Source organism: Oenococcus oeni (assembly GCF_020510245.1).
Classification (GTDB): domain Bacteria; phylum Bacillota; class Bacilli; order Lactobacillales; family Lactobacillaceae; genus Oenococcus; species Oenococcus oeni.
Map to the genome: position 1 here is coordinate 1,285,433 of NZ_CP084701.1, position 22,413 is coordinate 1,307,845.

Sequence of the window (22,413 nt, forward strand, 5' to 3'; positions counted from 1 at the left end):
TCAACCAAAATCATGTTTAAAATAAATTGAATTATTCATAAATTTTAGCCCACGAGATCTAAGAATAATAAAAATAATCTTAGACATCATTTATTCGACTAGTATAACCCATCAATTATCCTTAAAAAATACCATGAAACTTCCTTTATGCCCCCAGGATCATATCTAAATTTGATCATCGATTATTTAGATTTATAGTTCAGGATTGATCATCAACTTAAAAATCGCGAAAAAACAAAAACCAATCTGGTTAGGGATTGGTCGATAATTACATATATTATATTCTAATGTTTATTTTACTAGAAATGCAATCTGTCAAATGATTGTTAGGCACCCTATTAAGGTGCCTTATATAATTATATAACGTTTTAATACAAAAAACATCAGAATATTCTCCGCTTGATATTTTTGAACATAAGATATCAATAAAGAAAAGAATTCAAGTTATGCATTAGTAAAAAACTAAAATATATAGCTAATAAAATCGTATCTGAGTCCTTTAAAAAAATAAAAACTATTTTGCAACTAAATAAAATTAAAAAAGAACAGGCAAAGAGACTGTTGATTCTACAGTCAAAACAGCCCTAATTGTTATATTAAATTGTTTATGTTGCAAATAAATAAATGAAAAGAGAATAAGGGATCAAAAAATAATAGTTTTTTCATAATGGCTCACACTATCCTGTAGCTAATATATTGCTACAGGATCAATGTATTGCTGATTAATTAAAAGCAAATAAATTTTGACTTAAATGAACATAAAAAGCTTTAAGAAATAGCGTTAACCAGAGAATGTTTAAGTTTTAAATTTATATTCTCACATTTATAAAAAACTAAAAAAGCCACCCAAAAGTGGCTATAATTTTTGAAATGTGAAGGTCTAAACGGAGTTATTTGGTGTTGTTCTTCAACACCACCATTAATTATAGTACATAAATGTAAGCGCATACAATAATATGCTGATTTTTAATAATAGGCGGACCCTAAGAATTAGATAATTATTTTTTTATGTTCTACCAGGAATTCATTTTTTAGTCTTTTCAACAAAATATTAGCTATTTTCTGAAATTCCTCCGAATTTTCCTTGCCAAACCGTGTATTTAAAATATTCCAAAATCCGTCAAAAAGAAAAAATGTTTTAACCAGAAATCAACCCTTTTAGTAATGAAATTTAAAGAACATCTTAAAAACCAACTAAGCAAAGCTTTTCTTCGTGTCTATGGAAATACGCTCTGGCTGCCATTTGTTGTGCTTTTAACAATTCCTATTTTTAATTCAAAAAATAGTATTAAAAACTTAAAATTCTGCGCCCTTTAAAATATTATTGAGCAAAAAAATACCGCCAAACAAATGTTTGACGGAAACAAATTGGATACTTTGCTTTTATTTTTGTGGTTTAAAAACTTTATGGTTTAAAAACCACGCGGTTATTCTACAACAAAAATATTTTTTGTTTATTAAACAAATACAAAAATCAAACTTATAGATTTCCGAAATTTCTGATATTTTTTTAGAATACTCATCCAAAAAAATTATTTTATCAATAAAAAATAGTACCCAATTATTTACAATCGGATACTACAAAAAAATTACAGATCTAAAAGTTATCTTTTACACTTGGATATCGGTAGCCGATATCCATGTCTTTATTATAAGCGGTTATTTAATTATCGATATAGAATCACACCTTGTATTGAAAGTTAAGATATGAGAAAGTGTTTAAAAAATTAAACAAATAATTAAAGTTCATTTCTTTATTCGAATAATTCCTTTAATAAATATTTATCATTTTGAATATCAATCAACTTATAGGTTTTGTCGAAGTATAATTTGACCTCTTGGTTAAGTATTTTATCTTTGACTATCCTTTCAGCTTTAATATTAACCATAATTTTATCTATTATTTTTTCACTTAAACCAACGGTTTGATTTTCAGCGGAAATAAAACAGCATTACGAAGACGATCAAAACGATCTGGGGCATCGGTTCGAATATCTTGAACCGTGAATGATATCGAATTCAATTGTGGATCGCTGTCATTAAAATCGACATCATCTTTGTTAAATAAGTAATCAAAATTAATACGCATAATATTTTTCCTTCAAATGTTTATCGTCATAACAATATAAGCATAAGATTTTGGAAAGGTTTTAAATCGATAATTTCCAGCCAACCGCCGCTTCTTTAAAAAAAGATATCATTCATTAGCATTTAATTGATCAGAAAGCTTAAAAATGCGTTTTAAGTGAATGATCAACTTTTTGTAAACAGCTTCGGTTATTTCTATATGATTAGAAAGTCCGCTCAATGAGCCTTGGAGAGTGTAAACCCGAGTTTTGAAATTAAATATTTGATTAGAATCCGCTTTTTTGTTTCCCATAATTTCGTGCAAAAAACGGTAGCAGTCACTGCAATCCATTCTAAAAAAAATTCGTGCATTATTCTGTTCAATTTTCTCTCGATCGAAATCATGTAATTCCCCATCAGGAAAATGTTTATCAAACTCATTAGTAAATCCAGTAAGTTCATTATCAATACGATTTAGCAGCTCGGAATTACTCATAACTAGATTATTAATCAAATTGCAAAAAAATAAAATACACATACTAATCATCTTTCAAAAAAAATATAAATCCTGATAAAATAATCCTTATTAGCACTTTTTGATTTTTTTGATAGGATAGATTGTTATGAATATAAATAAAAACGAATATAAAATTCTAAATAAACTTTATAAAACAAAGAAAGCAATTAATATAGAAAGATCAGACACCTTAGATTCGCTGGTCAAAAGAAACCTTGTATCTGTTATAGGAACTGAAGAAAAGTTCATTCTGGATGCCGGTGGAAAAAAAGCCCTGAAAGAATATTTGGCCAACAAGAGTTCATCCTATGTAAGAATATATAATTCCGTGCTTTCTCTATCCGCCCCACTTAAACCTTTAAACCATAATTATTGAACTTTAAAATGACAATATTCTTAAGTGGAAACTTGTCGTTTTGACCGCAGGCGATCTGTTTGGTATCCGGAGAATTTTTATATCGCTTTTATACGTGCAAAAAAATTATGAGATGATCATAAACAACTGTGAGCTAGATTTTCGCTCTACATGTTCGTGATTATCTTTTTTATATTTTTCATTAAACACGAACATTAAATTAAATTTAAGTTTTTTTAGTTAATATTTAACGATTATAAAGATTTTTTTTGATTAATATTAATTGTTCCATGTACTAGAATACGAACTAGGGAAAAGGTCTTTTCCAAACGAAGAAAGGAGAATTAATTGATATCATGGAATTTCGTAAAGTTATGTCAAACAACATTAATCACGTTGGTTATGACCAAAATACTGGAAAATTAACCGTCATTTTTCGTGACGGTCGTGTCTACAGTTATGGAAATATTGCTTTTAAAACTTATTATTCATTCATCAACGCGACATCAATCGGAAGATATTTTGCAATCTACATAAAGCATCGCCCTTATCAGCGAGGCTACTAAATTAAATTTCCATAAACACCCGGATTCGGTTGAAATCAATTAAGGTAAAAATTTAAATCGCTAATTGAATTAAAAAAACACCACTATTAAGGTGTTTTTTTAATTAACACGCCTAATAAACAAACCGAAAGAATTAAGTCTATCAATAAGCCCCAGGAATAAGTAAACATCATACTTAAAACACCGCTTTGTCCAAATAGAGAAGAAAACAAATTCCTCTGGTACAAGAATCTAAAAAACGGACTGATGACCGACAAAAGAATTACTATGTGAGCGGTGACGGATAAAGAGGTAAAAAATACCGATTTGCGAGATTCTTTTTTGAATGCAAAGAAAAGTGTTGTAGCAACTAAAACCATCAAAACAATAAACAAGAACAAATAAGCGGGACTGGTCATTAACTGCCAGTAGTTTTTAGTTGCAATCGAAAATTTTTTTGCCTCTCCAATCCCTGTGTGAGGTAAAAAACTAATAATAAATAATAAAACAAGCAAAGCTTTTAAAATATTCCTTTTTATCATAATTTTCCCCATTCAATTACATATCGATCAAATATTAATTTAACAAGATATTATCAATAATTAGTTAAGTCAAAACCAATATAAGCTTTTAAAAAGCAAACATTTTATTAACGTATAACAAAATTGAAATAAAAAAAGCTAGCTCACTATTTTAAGATGACCCTCGAAACACCGATTGACAAGGCCACTCCAAGACCTAAAGGCAGAAAAGCCGAATAACCGAGATGGCTAATCTCGATAAGCATGAATAAGGCCATCAAGGGCGCCTGTTGAGCTGCGGCCAAAAAAGTAACAGCCCCGACAACAGCACATTGCCAAATCGGAATGGAGGGCCATATGAAAAATAAAATCGATCCCAAAAGAACACCAGTAACCGCTCCAATTGAAATGGAAGGTGTTAAAGTACCGCCAGCAGTTCCTGAACGAATCGTAAATAAAGTTAATGTAACTTTTGCCACAGCGCCGAACAAAAGCAGCATCATATAACTTAGTCCCTGAGTACTGGTATTCATTGCCATTTGCGCCAAAGCACGGCCATTTCCCATAATCTGAGGAAAAAATGTCGCTATCAAACCGGTCGCCAAAGCTGCAAGCGGTAATTGCCATAAAATATGCCAATTTTTTGTCTGTTTTTTTTCGGCCAGACTGACTGATTTGTGGAAGAAAGCCCCCAATATTCCACAAATCGGTGCGATGCAAAGGATAATCAGCAAAAAGATGAAAGAAAAATTATTGTCCTTCACCAAATAATAGGGTCCAAAGCCTTTGGCAATCGATCCAACCAAAGTCGCAATCACGGACATAACCAAACTAACGCTAATGGCACGCGGCGTGATCTTCTTCAACAAAATTTCCAGACAGAAAAAACTACCTGCAAGGGGCGCAATATAAACTCCGGCAAAACCCGCTCCGGCGGCAGCGGCAATCAACAATTGATAATCTTCTTTAGATAAGACTGTCAAATGCCACTTTTGGATTAATTTCTGCCATTGTTGGGCAATCGCAGCCCCGGCTTCTCTTGGCGCTAATTCTCGGCCAATCGACCCACCACTGCCAACGTAGAAAATCTGCGTCAAAACATCGATAATAGTCGCTAAAAACGGCATGCTGTCGCCATTCACTGCTCTTTTGACTCCGATAATGGATTTAAATCTGTTACGTAAAACGTACCAAACCAGAGCCACTATTATGCCGCTAATCAAAACAGAAAGAAGCCGGTGCAAAGGAGAAATTCCAATTGAACTTGGTTCCAAGGCTGTTTCTTTGAATTTTAAAAAAATCCGCTCGATTAAATCAAGAAATAGGCTAAGAAAAAGTGAACTAGCCCCAACAATTAGTCCCAACACCACCGTTGAAAGTGCCAGAACAAATGTTTCCTCTTTTCCGAAATACCGATTCTTTTGTTCCACTATCTCCCCTAAACGCATTCGTTACACCAAACCCATAAACAGTAAATGCGATCCTTACCCTTTAATTTTAACTTTCAAATTTCATAAAACTTTATTATTCAATCAGGTCAACTCTTTGCTTCTATTTGCTATCCAGACATCTAACAATGTTTTTTTGGAGTTCTCATCATTCTGAGGATATTGCATAAGGAAGAAGAAATTGAAAAACTGATTTTTTAACGCACTGCCCCATAAATTTTATACCATTATCAATTCCAATTGATCGTTTTTATTAAGTTTATTTATATGGCAATTACTATAAGAGGAGGTGTTCGGTATGATTGAAATAATTTTTGTATGTGAATTATCAATCCAGTTCAAAAATCAGAATTAAACAGCACATAAAAAACAAAGCCGTCTCTTATGAGGAGACGACTAAGTACATATGAAAACTTAAATTTTTTGATTACTGATGGTCGGCACCTTCAAACAGCACCTTAATTATAAATATAGAATTTCTGAATTAATTATAAATAAAAACCGGCTCAGCAAAGAATTTTAATAAGAATTATGTTTTTGAATAACTATCTGTCATAACATCTCTGTAAATTGAAAAACCAAAAACAAAAGCATATACGAATAAAAAGATACCACTGAAAATTAAAATGTTGGAACCGTTGATAATCTTTTGAAACAAAAAGGTATAGAATAGCGTGCCGACTGGCATTATGGCAGTTACAGCAGTCACCAGAATCGACACTACCCGACCAAGAATATGCGTTGGCACGCTAGTTTGCAATTTAACATTGACTGCGACATTGAAAATTCCATTCATAAAGCCTGATAACATAACAATCAAAAATCCATACAAGCTTATCCTTAAAGGGTCGTGAAATATATCAATTAAGAAACCTAATAAAGCCATCGAAACACCCATAAGTGGCAAAGGCAAAGAAAATTTGAAAAATAGGTATTTATCACTCGGTAAAATGCTCATCAACAAACTGCCCAGTAACAAACCAAGCGCAAAACCAGTTTCTATATAACCGACCGGTCCGTTTCCGTCGTGCAAACGAGTAACGATCATAAACGGCATTCCAACAGTTATGGCCGTGAAAAGAAAATTAATGACAACGGCAACGAAAACAATGTTTTTAATTAACGGGCGTTCTTTAATATAAGTTAATCCAATTTTAAAGTTCGAGAACCCGGATATAGCATTATCTAATTTCGTTTTGGAATAATTTTCTCTTTTTTCATAGTGGAAATTCATCGTTAACAATATTGCAAAGGAAACCAAAGTCGTAATGATTTCGATAAAAATGAAGAATCTAAAACCTGTCAAAGCATACAAGGCCACTCCGAGGACCGGTGCCAAAATAGAAGAAAGTGCCGATGCCGACTGGCTTAGCGAACTTAATTTCTGGATTTTTTTATCATTGACAAGTTCATGAACCGAGGCTGAATAAGCGGTAGTAGAAAAATTAGTTGAAATTGAATTTACGGTAACGAAAATCGCTACCGGAATCAATTTATAAATACCGAAAAAAATATTAATAGAAAAAGCAAAAATCAGTAAAAATATTATTCTTAACAGGATGCTGCTGACTAAAATAAATTTGTGTTTGTATTTATCAACAAGATTTCCAACCGGAACTAAAAACAGCAAACTGACAATTGGAGAAATAATCGTCTCAAGCCCAAAACTAAGTGGCGATTTAGTATCATGCAATAGCATTAACCCCATCGCAAAAGAGAACATTCCACCACTTAAAGAACCGATCAAATTACTTGACACATCCTTGATTATTTGCAGATTGGATTGAGAATCTGTAATTATAGATTGTGAGTTCTCATCCGTCATAAACGATATTTTCCCTATTAAATTTATTTAGTAGATTGATAAAAATGTAATCGATTGATTATATTTTGTCAAGGTTTTATTATTATTTTAAGAGGTTGAGAAGATGAAAGAAAAAACAGTTTCGCAGTTGGCTAAATTAATGGCAGACGAAAAGATTATTGCCATTCTAAAAGCGACAAAGAACAAAAAAGGTCTTACTTCTAAAGAAATTTCCAAAAAAACCAATATACCGGCAAACCAACTTTATTATTCAACTAAAAAAATGTTGGACCAAGGTTTATTGGAAATTTCCCAAAAACAAAATATAAATAATTTTCAAGAATTTTATTATTCCAGCTACAAAATGACCCATCAAAACCCGAAAATATTTCCAAGTTTAGATAGTGATTCGGAGAGTGACATAAATATTTCAGCCTCTTGGATTAAAGAACACGATAAAGAAATTGTGAAATGGATTATTTATGAAAATCAACAGTTTTTAGAAAGCTTACAATCGGATATTCGAAAAAATGGAAACGATAAAGAAATAGATGAAGATATGCGCACCAGCGCTTCTAAAAGTTCTTTAAAGTTATCGGAAAAGGCCGAAAAAAAATTAATGAAGGATATACTCCTATTGCTAGCAAAAGCCGAAAAAAACGATAAGGAAAAAGACAAAAGAACCGTTAATCTCCTCCTCGAAAAATGGTAAGAAGAGGAGCGGTTTTCCCGTAAATAAGGAAAAACTTAAGATGAATTAATTATTCAATGTGTTAGTAACATACTTATTCAACCATGATAAAACAATTATATGAACAGCTATTTGAATCAAACAGTTTATTAAAAAATATTGGCAAAGGCATCATTAGAGTAATTTAAAAAAGAAAATTAAAACCGTCTCTGAATTAGGACGGTTTTAATTTAGAGAAAAATATGTTATTAAATAGAAAAACTAATCAATTTATTTTTTCCAATAATCATCATCTCCAAAACTCAGGTGTGTCTCATCATCACGATATTCCTTGAATTCTGAAAGAGAATTTTCATAACCTTCTACAGCCATCTTGTACGCATCAGTTCCAAATAAATAATGCATAGGCTGTTCTTTCATATGAGCCAATTTAATAAATGCTTTGGCAGCCAGTTTAGGATCTCCGTCCTGCGATCCGGAGCGTTTTTCCGATACTAGGCGAGCCTCATGTACCAGCGAATAATCATCGATTAAATTCTTAGCTCCCTTATGGCTGGCGCCGGCCCATTTTGTTCGAAAGGCGCCCGGTTCTACATTAGTAACTTGGATACCCCAGGGTGCAACCTGCTTACGCAATGACTGAAATAGACCTTCCATCGCAAATTTTGTTGCATGATAATAAGCAAAAGTTGGAAAAGCGGCTAAGCCGCCTATTGATGTAACGTTGATGATACGTCCGGATCTTTTCGCTCTCATTTTTGGTAATACCGCTAAAGCCATATTATTAGCACCCCAAAAGTTTGTTTCCATCATTTGACGGACTTCGGTCTGATCTGATTCTTCCATTGCCCCGAAATAACCATAGCCGGCATTGTTCACTAGCACGTCAATAGATCCAAAATGAGATTCTGCTTGTGAAACGACATCACGAATTTGTTCTGGTTGAGTCACATCAAGAGACAACTTTAAAATATCGGCTTCCCCTGTTCCTAAATCTGAAAGACTATCTAATTTTCTTGCCGTTGCCACGACCGGATATCCATCACTAATTAATTCTTCAACGAGTGCCCGACCAAAGCCTGATGAAGCCCCGGTTACCAACCAAACTTGTTCTTTTTTATTCATTTTAATGACCACCTTTCAATCGATGTTTTCATGCTAGCATGTTAAAGTAGCTTGAAGTCAAGTTTAGATTTGGAGTTAATCACGTGTCATCTATTTCAGAAATAGCTAAACAGTACAATTTTTCAGCTTCGGCCATCCGTTATTATGAAAGCCAAGAACTAATCAAAATTCCACGAGATGAAAGCGGCCAACGATTTTTCGACCCTAAAACTAAAGAACGCATTCGCCTTTTAGTCCATCTGCGTCAAGCAGGCTTATCGATGGCCGAGATGAAAAATTACCTGAATCATTTACAAGATCACGATTATGAAGTTAGACTGCTCGAACAGAGCCACAAACGGTTGACAGATAAAATAGAACAAATGAAACAAACGTTAAATTTTTTAGATTATAAGATTGAGTATCACAAAAATTCAAAAACAAATGAACATGTACTTAATTAAACAGTCATTGTTTAGAAAAAATTATATTTTTTCTAAGTAAATACCGAGTTGCTCAAAAAAATATTCTAACAATCTGGTAAATTGTTATATATATATATATATCGCTCCAAAATGGAAATAATAGCAACCAGTATAATTAAAGCTATCAGGAACAATCCTATATAAATAGAATGGCTGAGAGAACATATTATGAAAATTGTGCTTTTAGATGGTTATGCTTTGAACAAGGATTTAAATTGGCAACCGTTAAATGAACTGGCTGATTTCGAATTTTACGATCGGACAGCAGCCGACAATAATAAAGAAATTTTAAAAAGAATCGGCAATGCCGAAATCGTTTTAACTCATAAAACACCCTTAAACGATGAAGTGATTAAGAAATCCAAGCAATTAAAATACATTGGAATTATGGGCACAGGGTATGATGTTATTGATATAAATAGTGCTAACAAGAATGGCATAGTTGTTACAAATGTTCCGACTTATGCCACTGATGCCGTAGCCCAATTTACTTTTTCTTTATTGCTGGAAGTAACGGGACAGGTTGGCCTGCATGATCAATTAGTTCATAAGGGCACATGGTCAAAAGGCCCTGATTTTACTTTCTGGAATAAACCGCTTTTCGAATTAAAAGGTAAGACGCTAGGACTAATCGGCTATGGACGAATTGCTCAAAAGGTTGCTGAACTTGGGCATGCTTTTTCCATGAATGTTATTTTTTATAATCACCGCCCTAAAAAAATAGCCAAAAAATGGATAAAACAAGTTACCTTAGATAAACTTTTACAAAAATCTGATGTCATAAGTCTTCATATTATCCAAACTCCAGAAACTATTGATTTAATCAATAAAAAAACTATTGAGAAAATGAAAAAAGGGGTTATTTTATTGAATACAGCGCGAGGAAAATTAGTTGATGAAGCAGATCTTGCAAGTGCGCTAAATGGGGAAAATATTTATGCATATGCCACTGATGTAGTACAAAAAGAACCAATTAATAGTAATAACCCATTATTAAAAGCCAAAAATTGTTATATCACGCCCCATATTGCATGGGCTCCTTTAGAAACCCGAGAAAGGTTGCTAGATATAACAGTTGATAATTTAAAACAGTTTTTGAAAGGACACATTCAAAATAAAGTCGATTAATTAATATTTTTAATTCGAACACAACATAAATATCACTAAAACAGGGTTTTCTCAACGAATACATGCAGCCATTTTTAATATGCCATAAATCATATATTGAAATATTTATCGTTTAAAAAAGTTATTCTCAGCAAAATACAGATTATTCAATTACAGAATGAACATTTGAAAAAATTCATACTTTTAGACTAATCGGTTTTAAATTAAATAATAAAGAAAAAACACCCGATAAATAGATCAGATGCTTGAATAAATTGTGACAAAAAACAAAATCGCCTCGGATAGGAAACAATTTTTAATTTAGTTTTTATTTTTCGATAAATTCGGTAACGCTTTTATTGAAATGATCAGCTTCTTCAAAAAACAGCATATGACTAACATTCTCAAATAATTCGAATTCTGAGTTTTGAAGTTCTTCGCTAACCTTTTTAACTAACTTCCAATTGAAAAAACTTTTCTTTCCTGAAAAAACAAGAGACGGAATATCAATCGTTTTGATGATATCAGACCAATCATTAGCCATATGATTATAGAAAAGTGGTGAAACAAAATCAGCATTTGCTTTATCTGTATCTTCGATTAAATCGTTTAAGTTTAAACTTTTATCAATTACAATATTTTTGATAAAACCATTGAGTGCCCCTTCTTTATCCGTATAAAGAGAGGAACAAAAATCAAGCGTCTGCTGATAATTCAATAATCCCGAAGGGTTGTCTTTAGTGTCCAAACCCAAAGCTGGTTCGTCAACAAAAATAAACTTCTTCAAACGGTCAGCGCGAAAAAGATCCCAGTAGCTCCAACCAACAGAGCATCCCATTGACCAACCCAAATATGTCACATCATTCAAATCAAGATGCTTAATCAGTTCATGGACATCAGTAGCTAATCTAGAAATTCTTTTCCCTGAAACAGCTTCATTAGAATTTCCATGGCCTCTCAAATCAATTGTCACAACATGGAAATGTTTGCTTAATTCCGGAACATTGTTTTTGAAGTATTTCCCAGAGCAACCATAACCATGAACCATCAAAAGGTTCTTTCCACTTCCTTGTTCAGTATAGTAAATCTTTGTATCATCGTTTGTAACAAAATAAGACATTCTGTCTATCGCCTCCTGTCTCAGATTATCACTATGGGTAACTCTATAAAAAGGAATTTCCTATAGTAACTATTAGTAACTATTAAGAAAATTAATAACTAAAAAAACGCCCACCACAATTAAGTGACGGACGCAGTGAGATATATTCGTATAGGCGAAAGCTCTCCACTTTCGATGTTTTTGTATATAAAAAACAGCCCTCTTTACAGTTTCAAGTCAATCAGTTCTACCTGATATCTCTAGCTGTTCACATCCCAATGTAGGTTAACTTTGAAACTTGCGCTTCAATGTTTCATTACATGAATGCCAAGAGAACTGCTCTTGGGTCCTTTGAGATCCAATCTTACCCCTTACAGGGTCTTGTCTTCGTCAGTATCTAGAATACGCTTTATGATCTCTTCAAACCCTATTTATAGTTTAACATGATTTAGGATAAAAAGAAAGCGCTTTCTAATTATCAAGAGTAATCAAAAATCCCCGCATAAAGCGAGGACTTATCATAGCGTGAACTATGAACGAAAATATTGGATATCGACCATGACATCCATAGGCAATTATATACGATATCTGTGTTTTGTATATATAAAACACCAAATCGATAAGATTAGACGATTTACAGTCATCTGTTAGGATTAACAATCAAATTACTTGGCACTGTCAATCCCAAGGGCACTTTGCAATTAAGATATAAAGCAATAGCTTGAGTGGCCGAAAACATTTGTTTGGAGCCTAAATAATTAGTATCTACCTGTGTGATAAAATATGACTTCAATTAAAAAATGGCAGCTGTTTTCGCATCCAAAATAGCTCCATAACCTGGGTTTTAAAAATGGACTTTGGAAAAGCAGACACTTTCTGTATATAAATCTGTCTTTTTATTATTGAAAAAATATTAAGCAAATACGTTATTAAAAGGTTCTAGCCAAGTTTAATTTCAATAATTAATTAACCCGTCTGGAAAAGACCATGACGTAAATACTGTCCAAATAAGTAAAAGACTAGGACATGCGAATTTAATGATTACAGAAAAAGTTTTTTCCCAGCTTTTGGAATCAAAAAGAAAAGAAGATGATGCCAAAGCTATGAGCATATTTTAGTGTGGCAAATTTGTGGCAAATGTGGCAAAAAATAGCACTGAATCGAGTAGAGAAAAGTAGTATCTAGAGTGCTTAGAAACGTTGATATATCGACATTTGGATACAAAAAAGGCTTTATACCGGTAATCGGTATAAAGCCTATTAGTAGCTCGATCGGGAATCGAACCCGAGATTTCGCCGTGAAAGGGCGACGTCTTAGCCGCTTGACCATCGAGCCAAATGGTCGGTGTCACAATTAAGCAACGTAAATATAGTACGGGAAAAAGTCACGAAGGTCAAGCGTTATTTTCAATTTTCTTTGTCATTTGCCAAAACTATTAAGACAGCCAAGGAGAAAGGCACCAAAACGTAGATATTTAAGCCCAATATTTTTTGAAATTTGGGTTCACAACAATAATAAAATTGGATCAAATTAATTTAGGCCAGAGACAAGAAATCTCAAATCATATTAATGTTTCCTGTATCTTAGTCTATAAAAGCATCTTTAATTTCTTCACCATCAATTGAATTGGTAAATTTCAGACCAAGAATTCTGGCAAAAGTGGGCGCTTCGTCAATCAAACGAGCAGAGCGAATTTTTTTGGCTGCTTTAATTCCCGGCCCAGATAAGATCAAAGTTGTTTGATAATTTTTTCTTGTTGGAAGAAAACCATGGACGGCATGATAACGATCCGTTTGGCCAATTGAATTCGCGTCAACTTCCTCAATCAAAGATGTAACTGAAATTTCATCAGTAAAATAGTACCCCGCTTTGGCTTCAACCATTAAGTCAGCTTCCGGATCCGCTCCCAATTCGATTAATTCTTTTTTAGAATATACCTTTTCAATCCCTTGACCCGCATGTTCCTTAATCAAACGTGAAATCCCAGCTGCCATTTTCGGATCCTTTAAATAAATGTAAGTAGATCCATCGGTCGTTTTAGCCATGACACGCCAGTTGGTAATAACTTGTTTTTCTTCGTCATAATCCAACCAGGAATTTTGTTTAAATAAATAATTCAGGTGAATCATCCTTGAAACATCAATCTGATAATGATCGCCAAGAATAGCAATATTTGTTTCCTGCAAACGATTAATTTTTTTCAAGGAATCAAGCATCATCCCCAAATGGGTATCAAGCCTCTCTAATGCTTCAATTGCTTCTTTGGATTCAACCCCGTAATGGTGCCGCATCGAATCAAGATCCACCAAATGGACAAGCGTCAAATCAGGATATTTGTGTTCCAAAGTCCAGCAAACCGAGGCAGTCACAAAGTCATCAAGTTGTGGTTGCGCGATCCCATTACGTAATTTACCAAATTTAGAATTCATGTGAATGGTAAAAAAAGGTGAGCTGGCCTTAAATGATTGAGTATATTGATTCTGCCAAATTCGGTTAGGAAAAATTTCAGCAATATTATATTTAATTGCCGGGCTTCCAGCGGTTACAGGCCATAAAAAGGCAGCAACGTCCATCCTTTGTTCATACGCCAGTTGATACAACGTCGGTGCTTTAACATACTTAGACCACCAATACCAATCAGGAGCAGAACCACGTTCGATCTGAGTCAAAGTATTATTAACGATAGCATGATTTTTTGGGTAATCTCCGGTCACAATAGTTGTATGGCTAGGATAAGTGAGTGTTGGATAAATACCAAATATTTTCTTGACATGTGTCCCCTGTTCAATCAAAGACTTCAAATTCGGCATGATATCCAAATGATTTTTTGCATCCAGCGCACCAAAAGCATCAAAAGACACAACCAATAAGTGTTTTTTATCCTTAAACATTAACCATATTTTAGATCAGGATACAAAAAATTGCTTCGAACAAACGAAGCAATAATGTTTAATACCAGCCATATTCACGATGATGTGCAGCAGCGGCAGCCCAAGAACCATAACGGGCTGCAACATATTTATCGGCTGCAGAACCGGAATAGCCGCCATACTCAGCTGCGACTTGGCTGCTCAACTGAAAGGCTCCCTGATATTGCCCATTCGAGGCATTTGCATCCCCACCTGATTCAACGCTTTCGATCCAAGCCTTGGAGGGATCGCTAATACCATAGCTGTCGGAACTGGAAGTCGTAGTGGTAGTGCTTGCGGAACTGGAATTAGCAGTTGTACTACTGCTTGAAGAAGTTTGATAACTAGTATCCGTATATGTTGCCTGTTGACCGGATTCCTGTTGGGAGGATTCATTTTCAGCAGCTTTAGCCTGCGCAGCTTTAGAAGCAGCCGACTGTTGGGCAGCCTTCTCAGCTGCGTTCTTTTTGGCTGCCGCTTCAACATTAGCTTTTCCTTTGGCAGTATATTGCTCGGACAATATTTTGTCCGTCATCGCATGAATTTCAAAAGGCTGATTAAAAGATGACTGCTTAATTTGCTTTTGAAATTTACTTTGATTATTGGAAACCGCTCGAGCGGTTGTTAAAGAAGTTGATTGGATTTGTATAGGAACAATAGCTGCTGCCAAAATGACAGACCTAACAAGTGAGTTTACGCTTATTCGTTTCATTGCAAAGCATATATTGGCTGGCAAAAATTACTTGAAAATATCAAGAATATTGTTATTTTGTAACAGACCATTTAATTTGTATAATGCAATAAGCTTCAATAAAAGCTTTTGGCTTTGTAATATTTTGAGTTAAGAACATTTTTCACTTAATTATTTTTTAATATATTCAAAAAAAGCTTGAAATAATCCCCACTTGTATAATACAAACATGGAAAATATGATAGAAAAAAGCTTTTTTTAATGAAAAAGACACAAAAATGGGTATCTTTTTTAGAAGTTATTTTTAAAATTATGAGAATCATTTTTAATGAAGCTTACAATTAAAAAAATATGAGGCCGCATTTTTACGCAATCATTAATCAACACGCTGGTAATTATCGAGGACGTGAAATCTGGCATAAGATACAAGATTATATTATTGGTCTTGATATACGCCTTTCGGTTCTGATTTCATCCTATCCTGGGGCGCCGAGAGACTATGCTTATGATTTGGCAAGCGACTTGCCCGATAAAAAATCCAATATTGTAATTTTGGCCTTTGGAGGGGATGGAACCCTCCATGAAGTTCTAAACGGTCTGCTTGACGCGAAACGAAAACATCCCCTGCCGCTGGCTTATATAGCTGCCGGTTCAGGCAATGATTTCGCTCGGGGAGCTAAATTAGAATCTGCCCGACATTGGAAAAAAATCTGCAGGAGTTGTTAAAAGTCGATCATTCCAATAATCTGAATATTGGCGTTTATCAACTAAATAATAACCCAAAGAAACACTACTTCATGAATAGATTCGGGATCGGATTCGACGGGGCAGTCGTCAACGCAAGCAACAAATCAAAGTTTAAAAAAAGATTCAACTATGTTGGATTTGGGGCAGTTAGTTACCTAATCTCGGCAATTGCAATGGTTTTTCAAGCAAAATCATATTCAGCGGAATTCGAGGGCAACAATCTGCAAAAGAAATTTCCCAACGCTTTTCTAATGACCGTGACCAATCATCCATATTTTGGCGGTGGAATCAAGATTGCCCCCGATGAGAAAATTGAGATGCACAACTTAAAACTGGTTGTTTTTCAAAAAAATAATTTAATTCAACTAATCGGTAATTTGCTGACAATCGTATTCGGATCTTTTCAATACAAAATGAAATCAGTCTACAACAAAACTTTAAAAGATGATTTCAGCTTAAATGTCGATTCCAAACAGTTAGCTCAAATTGATGGCCAGGTCTTGAATGAAAATTCTTTTCAATTAAATTTTTCTCGAACAACATATCCTTTTTGGATACCGACAAAATCCGAAAAATAATATAAACGAATGAAGCAATCGCTACCACAGACCGTTTGTACTGACGATCGTTGTACAATATTATTCAGGAGAGGTTTTAATGGCCAACACTCAATTAAGCGATGCGACTCATGTTTTAGTTTATATTGCTCTGCACAAAAACAAACAATCCGTTAAAAGTTCCGAAATTGCGGTTAGTTTGCAAACGGCCCCCAGTTTAGTTAGAAGAATTATGAGTAAATTAAAAAAAGCTCACTTGTTAAATGCCGTTCAAGGTTCACCTCAACCGGTCTTGGCAAAGGCTGCTGAGCAAATTACTCTCCAAGAAACATACCTTGCAGTTTCCCAAAAAAGAAATCTATTAAACGTTGATCAAAATACCGACATGCTTTGCCCGATCGGTACAGCCATTCCAAAAGTTCTGGATCATTATTATAGAGAAATCCAGACAGCTGCAGAAATGAAAATGGCTGAAATTACACTACAAGATATTATTAACGACACTAAAGCGCGGGAGAAACAATTTGATAGCATCAAGTAATTTTCACTATTTTTTAATTTGCATCTTGTTATGAAAATTATCTTCTGCTAGAATATTTTTTGTGATTTATTTTACAAATATTTATACGGATAAAATTAGAGGCAAAGATGTCAAATAAAGTTGCAATTATTACGGGAGCTGGTCAAGGAATTGGTAAAGCAATTGCTCAAAGACTGGCAAAAGACGGTTTCAAGACGGGACTGATTGGTAGACATTTAGAAAAAGTCGAAGCAGTGGCAAAAGAACTAAATGAAGAATATGGTTCCGATACTGCTATAGCCAAAAAAGCCGATGTCTCAAAACGCGACGAAGTTTTTGCAGCTTTTCAAGAAATAAGCGACAATTTCGGAGATTTGAATGTTGTCGTCAATAACGCTGGCGTTGCTCCAACCACTCCAATTATGGAAGTCACCGAAGACGATATGGAATGGACCTGGAAAATCAACGTTGATGGTGTTGTATGGGGAATTCAAGCGGCTGCGACCATTTTTAAGAAATTCAATCACGCTGGAAAAATCATCAACGCTACCTCCCAAGCCGGAGTTCAAGGCAATCCAGATTTAACCGCTTACGGATCGACAAAATTTGCGATTCGTGGAATTACTCAAACAACTGCCAAAGAGTTGGCTAAATTTGGTATTACTGTTAATGCTTACGCACCTGGAATTGTAAAAACACCAATGATGGAAGACATTGCGCACGAAGTCGGCAAGAATGCCGGAAAAGACGACGACTGGGGAATGAATCAATTTGCCAAAGGAATCGCCTTGGGTAGAATTTCCGAACCGGAAGATGTTGCCAATGCAGTTGGCTTTCTAGCAAGTTCTGATTCGAATTATGTTACCGGTCAAACAATCGTCGTTGATGGAGGTATGGTTTTCAACTAAAACATTATCAAGAAATCAAGATTAATAAAAAAGGACCACTTTTATAGGTGATTCTTTTTTTATTGGTCCGAATTAATAAAAAAATCAGTATTTTTTGTTCTTTCGACTCCACAAAGACTGATAATTAATTATCAGCATTTTTGTTGAAATCTTGGAGGGATAAAACAATAAAATGTCTAAAATTAAAATTGCAACAGCTACTTTATTTTTCAGCAACGGAGAGAAATTAAAAATAACCGAAAATGATAAGTTGGGTGGTCTGCGGCCTCATAATGCAGATGAAGTTTTTAAAAGGCATGATGAAAGGGTCTATAAAAGCAAAAAAGAATACTTTGATGCTTTCCCAAAAGAATTTTCCAACCATCTTCTACCGGATTTGTCGGTTGGGGTCGACGCTACCGTTGGATTATTGGACTATATAACCGATTTAATAATTAACTACGGTTTTTTCTATGTCGGTGACGATATAAAAAATGTTTATTCGACTTCGGCAATCGTTAAGATCCAAAATGCCTTTGAAGAAAGCGAAAATTAATTTTTTCGTACTTGCATACAAAATTTAAAATAAAAAATCAGCGTTGAAAGAGCTCGTTAAACTTATGATTCAAAATATCAAAATCAAGATCTTTTTCCAAAAAACGAATTCCATCTGCTGTTTCCTGACCGCCCCACTGTAATTTGTTAACAGTTCTTTTATAGCTGCCATGAAATTTGGCTTTAAATTGTGCAAGCTTATTCTTATCAAGCATTAAGTACTGATAAACCAAAAAATTTTTGTAATCTGGTAATCCTTGATAACAATCTTGATCCATGTTCAACCTCTTTTTAAATCCTCGTCGTAAAATTTTGCAAAAATATTTGTTTCCCCTTTAAACAAGGGCTACGACTATCAATATATTTTAAAATCATTAAGCATAAATAAAAGTAAAATTAATCATAAATAAAAAATATAAAGTTTTGTTCACATTGATCCGCTGATTCTTCCTGACTGATTTTTTTGGACATGCGATCTTTATGCATTTTCTAAAAATATTAAACTTACAAAAAATTAGACATTTGAATAATTTAAAAAAGATTGGCTCCTCCTCGATTTGAAGAAGCTAATCTTTTTTAGCAATTAAAAATTTTTTTTGATTTAATTAAAAAAACAATTTTTATAACCAGACCGCTTAATGCAAAAAAATAATTACTACGTTATTGCTCAAAAAACCTGTATAAAAACAATTTTCCAATAATAACGAGTAATTTATCCAGAACGATGATGAAAAAGCTAAGATCTTTAATCAATAACGATCAAGGCCTAATCAAGATGATATTGATTTTATCGGAACTGATGATCGCTTAAATTCAATTAAATAAAAAGAACGAGAAGAAATTCAAGCCATTTCAAATCATCAATATTCTGGCACAAATAACCAACATATGGTGATTATTCCCGAGGGAAACGGATTTGACACCGATCCGACATATTAAAGAGACATAACAAAACCTTTTTTACGGCGTTGCTGTGTATTCGTTATCAAAATAATTCATTCTTAATTTGTTCCTATGTTTATTTATTAAAATCAATATATTTTTGTATCTTTCCACTATTACTCGAACGTTTTTCTGTTCTTTATATTTTTGCTTTGAATTTTAATGGTTTTGAAAATAAAGTTATGCAAAAAAGGACATTTTACTTTTTCAAGTTGTGTCTCCTGCCCAGCCAGTAGGCCAAAGCCAGTAACAGAAGAACAATAAGTAAAGCTAAAGAGAACCAAATCCATGAATAATTGCGTTTAATGACAATTTTCTTGTTAACACGGGCAGCCATTTTCTTAGAAATTGTAAATTTTCTGGAAAAATTCCAGTTCCGAGTTCCAGATTGTGCCTCGAGTTTTAAGATATATTTCCCAGCCTTGATACTTTTATCATTTGTGCTAATAGCATAATTAAAATTTGAATTAGGGGCCATCTGCATATTTGTATTGGAACTTTTAGAAATTACTGTATTCCCATCGCTATCGAGAACCTCGGAAGTTATCTTTAGTTTTCCGAAAACCGTTGGCGTTTGATTGGAAATTTTAGCTAGAATCACAGGAACTTTATTGATCGATGCTGGTTTTACATTTTCTAAAAGTAACTTGGTATGAACAACTTTGTCTTTTTCAGACAAAAAGACCGGAACCACTACTGCATAAGTATTTTTTAATTGAATACCACTGCCGCTTTTTTTATCGTTTTGGCTATTTGCTTCTTCTTTAATGTATAATCCACCGACAACCGTTCCGGAAAAACTTTTTTTGGAATTTTTATTTTAAAAGTCAGTGTTTTAGACCTACCAGCTTTTAAGCTTGCTCTTTGAACATGACCAGCCATTTTTGAAAATAGCAGTTTTCCTTTAACCCTATGACCTGTATTTCTAAGATTATATTGAATTAAACCAGAATCTCCTGTATAAGCAGTGTTGGCTTCAGCCTTAAATGTTTTCAAAGAACTGCTTGTATTTTTTATAATTAATTTGACCGTCCGTACAGTATTCGGATTTACTTTTAATTCAAAATAATCCCTATGATTGTTAGCATCTGATTGCACCGGTTTAACCGTAAAACCGGCTTTTGTTTGTGCACTGGCATTGAAACCGTTAATTAACAAAAAACCCAGTAAAGATATCAGAATCAAATTGAAATGCAGAAGAAATTTATACATGAACTTCCTTTAACCTCCCTAACAAAATAAAAAGCCAAAGAAATTGATCTCCGGCTTGCATAAAGAACAAAGAAACGAAAACAATTATTCAGCACCTTGAGTTTCAGCGGACGTATTAGCCGTTAATACCCAGTTAACGCTTCCCGAATAAGTGCCAGCTAGAACATTTGTATCTTGTCCAAGCGTAATCGAAGTATTGCTCGAGCTGAGTGCTTGAGTCAATGTTCCGCCAGTCGATGCAGAATTATCCCAAACCGTACTGGTGGTACTTCCATCAGTTGAAGGAGTAATAGAAACATTATTGATAGTCAGTGACGATACATCAAGTGTATTATCTCCATTAGTTAAATCCGTAACTCCAGCTGCAAGAGACCAACCGTCACCTGAACCGGTATCATCTGTAACCTGGATATTTCCCGCTGTGTCCAAAGGGCTGTTTACGGTCGAGGTTGCATTAGCAATATCACCAACTCCTAAAGAAGTGAAAGCAAGATCAGGAGTGCTATCTAAAGACAAGCTCCCCGCGGTGACACCTACACTCGTCGTACTAGATCCTGTTGTATCGGCATAGGCACTGCTAATTGGGCTAACCAGAGCAAACAGCCCCAATGACAGCGACGCCAATAAGGACAGTGGGGCAATTTTTGATATTTTTTTCATAAAAAACTCCTAAGCCATTTTGAAAAGGCTTTCCTTAAATGCAATTATTTTATTAAACGAGATTAACTTTCGGTCATGTGCCATACATTCATGGTCTTCTACATTATGGGTAGACCCTAAAAATTCGATCCTTATAAAATAATTTTCTTGAAAAAGATCAATATTCTATCAATAATTTTGCTTTTTTAAATTAAAAAGATTGATTTGATAAGCTTTAGTGATTTTACTCACTACTAAATTTATTATGCTAAAATTTAGGTGCCTGTATGTTTAGGGTCTACCCATAGCGCAATTAAAATAAAATTGTTAAACTGAAATTAATAATCATTACTTTGGAATGTTTAATAAATATTTGGATACTATAAAAAATGAAAATTGCTTATGCACGGGTTTCTTCTCAGGAACAAAACTTAGCTCGGCAAATTGCCCGCTTAAAGGCTATTCCAGTTGATCGTATTTTTGCCAAAAAACAATCTGGTAAAAATTTTAGCGAACGAAATAAATTAAAAAACTTATTATTTTCTCTTAAAAAAGGAGATATTGTATATGTGACCAGTCTTGATCGTTTGGGACGCAACGCTAATGATTTAACTAAATTAATTCAACTAATCCGAGAAAAAGGTGCTACATTTCAAAGCCTGGACTTACCGGATTTTTCGGCTATCCCAGATCCGAATTTGCGAAATATGTTAAACGACATATTGTTAACTGTTTTCAAATTTCAAGCACAAAGCGAGCGGGAAAGAATTCACGAACGTCAAAGACAAGGAATTGAAATAGCTAAAACAAAAGGAATATACAAGGGTCGGCCTGTTCTTCATAGTGCTTTAACGAATAATATACATAGACGGTCAATATATTTAGCAATTAAAAAGGACTTAAAAAAAGGTGAATCTGCAATTCGATTAGCTAAAAAATATGGTGTAAGTCATAGTACGGTTTATCGAATCAAACACGAATTACATTTATGATTAAATTATTGAATATATC

General features: G+C 34.0%; 24 protein-coding genes and 1 tRNA gene. 11 read left to right on the forward strand and 14 right to left on the reverse strand.

All coding sequences use genetic code 11. The features are described from left to right. Positions 1-1,912: 1,912 nt before the first annotated feature. Positions 1,913-2,089, reverse strand: a complete 177-nt coding sequence (locus tag J3U91_RS06805; RefSeq protein ID WP_002818554.1) for a hypothetical protein — start codon at positions 2,087-2,089, stop codon at positions 1,913-1,915. Positions 2,090-2,197: 108 nt separating this feature from the next. Next, positions 2,198-2,605, reverse strand: coding sequence for a hypothetical protein (locus J3U91_RS06810; protein ID WP_002818552.1), 408 nt, complete (start codon positions 2,603-2,605; stop codon positions 2,198-2,200). 85 nt (positions 2,606-2,690) lie between these two features. Between J3U91_RS06810 and J3U91_RS06815 the strand changes: the two genes are divergently transcribed. Both J3U91_RS06815 and J3U91_RS06820 read left to right on the forward strand, forming a co-directional pair. Next, complete coding sequence (locus J3U91_RS06815; RefSeq protein ID WP_002816753.1) at positions 2,691-2,960, forward strand: hypothetical protein; 270 nt, start codon at positions 2,691-2,693, stop codon at positions 2,958-2,960. A gap of 335 nt (positions 2,961-3,295) precedes the next feature. Further along, complete coding sequence (locus tag J3U91_RS06820; RefSeq protein ID WP_002818550.1) at positions 3,296-3,505, forward strand: KTSC domain-containing protein; 210 nt, start codon at positions 3,296-3,298, stop codon at positions 3,503-3,505. A gap of 86 nt (positions 3,506-3,591) precedes the next feature. Here the strand turns inward: J3U91_RS06820 and J3U91_RS06825 are convergent, their stop codons facing one another. The 3 genes from J3U91_RS06825 to J3U91_RS06835 all read right to left on the reverse strand — a co-directional run bounded on the left by J3U91_RS06825 (position 3,592) and on the right by J3U91_RS06835 (position 7,278). Beyond that, positions 3,592-4,026: a hypothetical protein gene (locus J3U91_RS06825; protein WP_002818548.1), complete on the reverse strand. Its 435-nt coding sequence runs from the start codon at positions 4,024-4,026 to the stop codon at positions 3,592-3,594. Between the two features lie 146 nt (positions 4,027-4,172). After that, entirely contained in the window at positions 4,173-5,453 is a 1,281-nt protein-coding gene (locus J3U91_RS06830; RefSeq protein WP_002816749.1) for a chloride channel protein, read from the reverse strand. A gap of 529 nt (positions 5,454-5,982) precedes the next feature. Further along, complete coding sequence (locus J3U91_RS06835; protein ID WP_002820282.1) at positions 5,983-7,278, reverse strand: MFS transporter; 1,296 nt, start codon at positions 7,276-7,278, stop codon at positions 5,983-5,985. 103 nt (positions 7,279-7,381) lie between these two features. Here J3U91_RS06835 and J3U91_RS06840 point away from each other — a divergent pair, with 103 nt between their 5' ends. Then, complete coding sequence (locus J3U91_RS06840; RefSeq protein ID WP_002818546.1) at positions 7,382-7,969, forward strand: winged helix-turn-helix domain-containing protein; 588 nt, start codon at positions 7,382-7,384, stop codon at positions 7,967-7,969. 249 nt (positions 7,970-8,218) lie between these two features. Here J3U91_RS06840 and J3U91_RS06845 read toward each other — a convergent pair whose 3' ends face one another. Continuing rightward, positions 8,219-9,073, reverse strand: coding sequence for an oxidoreductase (locus J3U91_RS06845; RefSeq protein WP_002818545.1), 855 nt, complete (start codon positions 9,071-9,073; stop codon positions 8,219-8,221). A gap of 83 nt (positions 9,074-9,156) precedes the next feature. Here J3U91_RS06845 and J3U91_RS06850 point away from each other — a divergent pair, with 83 nt between their 5' ends. Next, positions 9,157-9,516, forward strand: coding sequence for a MerR family transcriptional regulator (locus J3U91_RS06850; protein WP_002816744.1), 360 nt, complete (start codon positions 9,157-9,159; stop codon positions 9,514-9,516). 189 nt (positions 9,517-9,705) lie between these two features. Beyond that, complete coding sequence (locus J3U91_RS06855; RefSeq protein WP_002818544.1) at positions 9,706-10,665, forward strand: D-2-hydroxyacid dehydrogenase; 960 nt, start codon at positions 9,706-9,708, stop codon at positions 10,663-10,665. Positions 10,666-10,972: 307 nt separating this feature from the next. Here the strand turns inward: J3U91_RS06855 and J3U91_RS06860 are convergent, their stop codons facing one another. The 4 genes from J3U91_RS06860 to J3U91_RS06880 all read right to left on the reverse strand — a co-directional run bounded on the left by J3U91_RS06860 (position 10,973) and on the right by J3U91_RS06880 (position 15,364). Continuing rightward, positions 10,973-11,764, reverse strand: coding sequence for an alpha/beta fold hydrolase (locus tag J3U91_RS06860; protein WP_002818543.1), 792 nt, complete (start codon positions 11,762-11,764; stop codon positions 10,973-10,975). A 1,242-nt stretch (positions 11,765-13,006) separates the two neighbouring features. Continuing rightward, a tRNA-Glu gene (locus J3U91_RS06870) sits at positions 13,007-13,078 on the reverse strand. A 248-nt stretch (positions 13,079-13,326) separates the two neighbouring features. Next, entirely contained in the window at positions 13,327-14,634 is a 1,308-nt protein-coding gene (locus tag J3U91_RS06875; RefSeq protein WP_002816741.1) for an alkaline phosphatase family protein, read from the reverse strand. A 58-nt stretch (positions 14,635-14,692) separates the two neighbouring features. Continuing rightward, positions 14,693-15,364, reverse strand: coding sequence for an aggregation-promoting factor C-terminal-like domain-containing protein (locus tag J3U91_RS06880; RefSeq protein ID WP_226489928.1), 672 nt, complete (start codon positions 15,362-15,364; stop codon positions 14,693-14,695). Between the two features lie 330 nt (positions 15,365-15,694). Between J3U91_RS06880 and J3U91_RS06885 the strand changes: the two genes are divergently transcribed. The 5 genes from J3U91_RS06885 (at position 15,695) to J3U91_RS06905 (ending at position 18,610) form a co-directional block, all read left to right on the forward strand. Continuing rightward, positions 15,695-16,069: an acylglycerol kinase family protein gene (locus J3U91_RS06885; protein WP_004164862.1), complete on the forward strand. Its 375-nt coding sequence runs from the start codon at positions 15,695-15,697 to the stop codon at positions 16,067-16,069. Then, positions 16,042-16,668 (forward strand): diacylglycerol/lipid kinase family protein, encoded by a 627-nt coding sequence (locus J3U91_RS06890; RefSeq protein WP_226489929.1) that lies wholly within the window; start codon positions 16,042-16,044, stop codon positions 16,666-16,668. The genes J3U91_RS06885 and J3U91_RS06890 overlap by 28 nt, the downstream gene beginning before the upstream one ends. A gap of 79 nt (positions 16,669-16,747) precedes the next feature. Then, on the forward strand, positions 16,748-17,188 hold the full coding sequence (locus tag J3U91_RS06895; protein ID WP_002820284.1) for an Rrf2 family transcriptional regulator: 441 nt from the start codon (positions 16,748-16,750) through the stop codon (positions 17,186-17,188). A gap of 107 nt (positions 17,189-17,295) precedes the next feature. Beyond that, positions 17,296-18,075 carry a (S)-acetoin forming diacetyl reductase gene (locus J3U91_RS06900; RefSeq protein WP_002820287.1) on the forward strand — a complete coding sequence of 260 codons (780 nt, stop codon included), beginning with the start codon at positions 17,296-17,298 and terminating at the stop codon, positions 18,073-18,075. Positions 18,076-18,247: 172 nt separating this feature from the next. Then, complete coding sequence (locus tag J3U91_RS06905; RefSeq protein ID WP_002820288.1) at positions 18,248-18,610, forward strand: hypothetical protein; 363 nt, start codon at positions 18,248-18,250, stop codon at positions 18,608-18,610. A 37-nt stretch (positions 18,611-18,647) separates the two neighbouring features. On the opposite strand, the gene J3U91_RS06910 is transcribed toward J3U91_RS06905, so the two are convergent. The 4 genes from J3U91_RS06910 to J3U91_RS06925 all read right to left on the reverse strand — a co-directional run bounded on the left by J3U91_RS06910 (position 18,648) and on the right by J3U91_RS06925 (position 21,423). Beyond that, the gene (locus tag J3U91_RS06910; RefSeq protein WP_002820289.1) at positions 18,648-18,887 is read right to left on the reverse strand and encodes a hypothetical protein; all 240 of its coding nucleotides are present in this window, start codon (positions 18,885-18,887) and stop codon (positions 18,648-18,650) included. Positions 18,888-19,750: 863 nt separating this feature from the next. Continuing rightward, positions 19,751-20,230 carry a DUF3324 domain-containing protein gene (locus tag J3U91_RS06915; RefSeq protein ID WP_235043489.1) on the reverse strand — a complete coding sequence of 160 codons (480 nt, stop codon included), beginning with the start codon at positions 20,228-20,230 and terminating at the stop codon, positions 19,751-19,753. Positions 20,231-20,262: 32 nt separating this feature from the next. Beyond that, positions 20,263-20,709, reverse strand: coding sequence for a WxL protein peptidoglycan domain-containing protein (locus tag J3U91_RS06920; RefSeq protein WP_226489930.1), 447 nt, complete (start codon positions 20,707-20,709; stop codon positions 20,263-20,265). 138 nt (positions 20,710-20,847) lie between these two features. After that, positions 20,848-21,423 (reverse strand): WxL domain-containing protein, encoded by a 576-nt coding sequence (locus tag J3U91_RS06925; protein ID WP_002820292.1) that lies wholly within the window; start codon positions 21,421-21,423, stop codon positions 20,848-20,850. Positions 21,424-21,791: 368 nt separating this feature from the next. On the opposite strand from J3U91_RS06925, the gene J3U91_RS06930 reads away from it, so the two are divergent. Beyond that, positions 21,792-22,394, forward strand: coding sequence for a recombinase family protein (locus J3U91_RS06930; RefSeq protein ID WP_002820293.1), 603 nt, complete (start codon positions 21,792-21,794; stop codon positions 22,392-22,394). Positions 22,395-22,413: the final 19 nt, after the last annotated feature.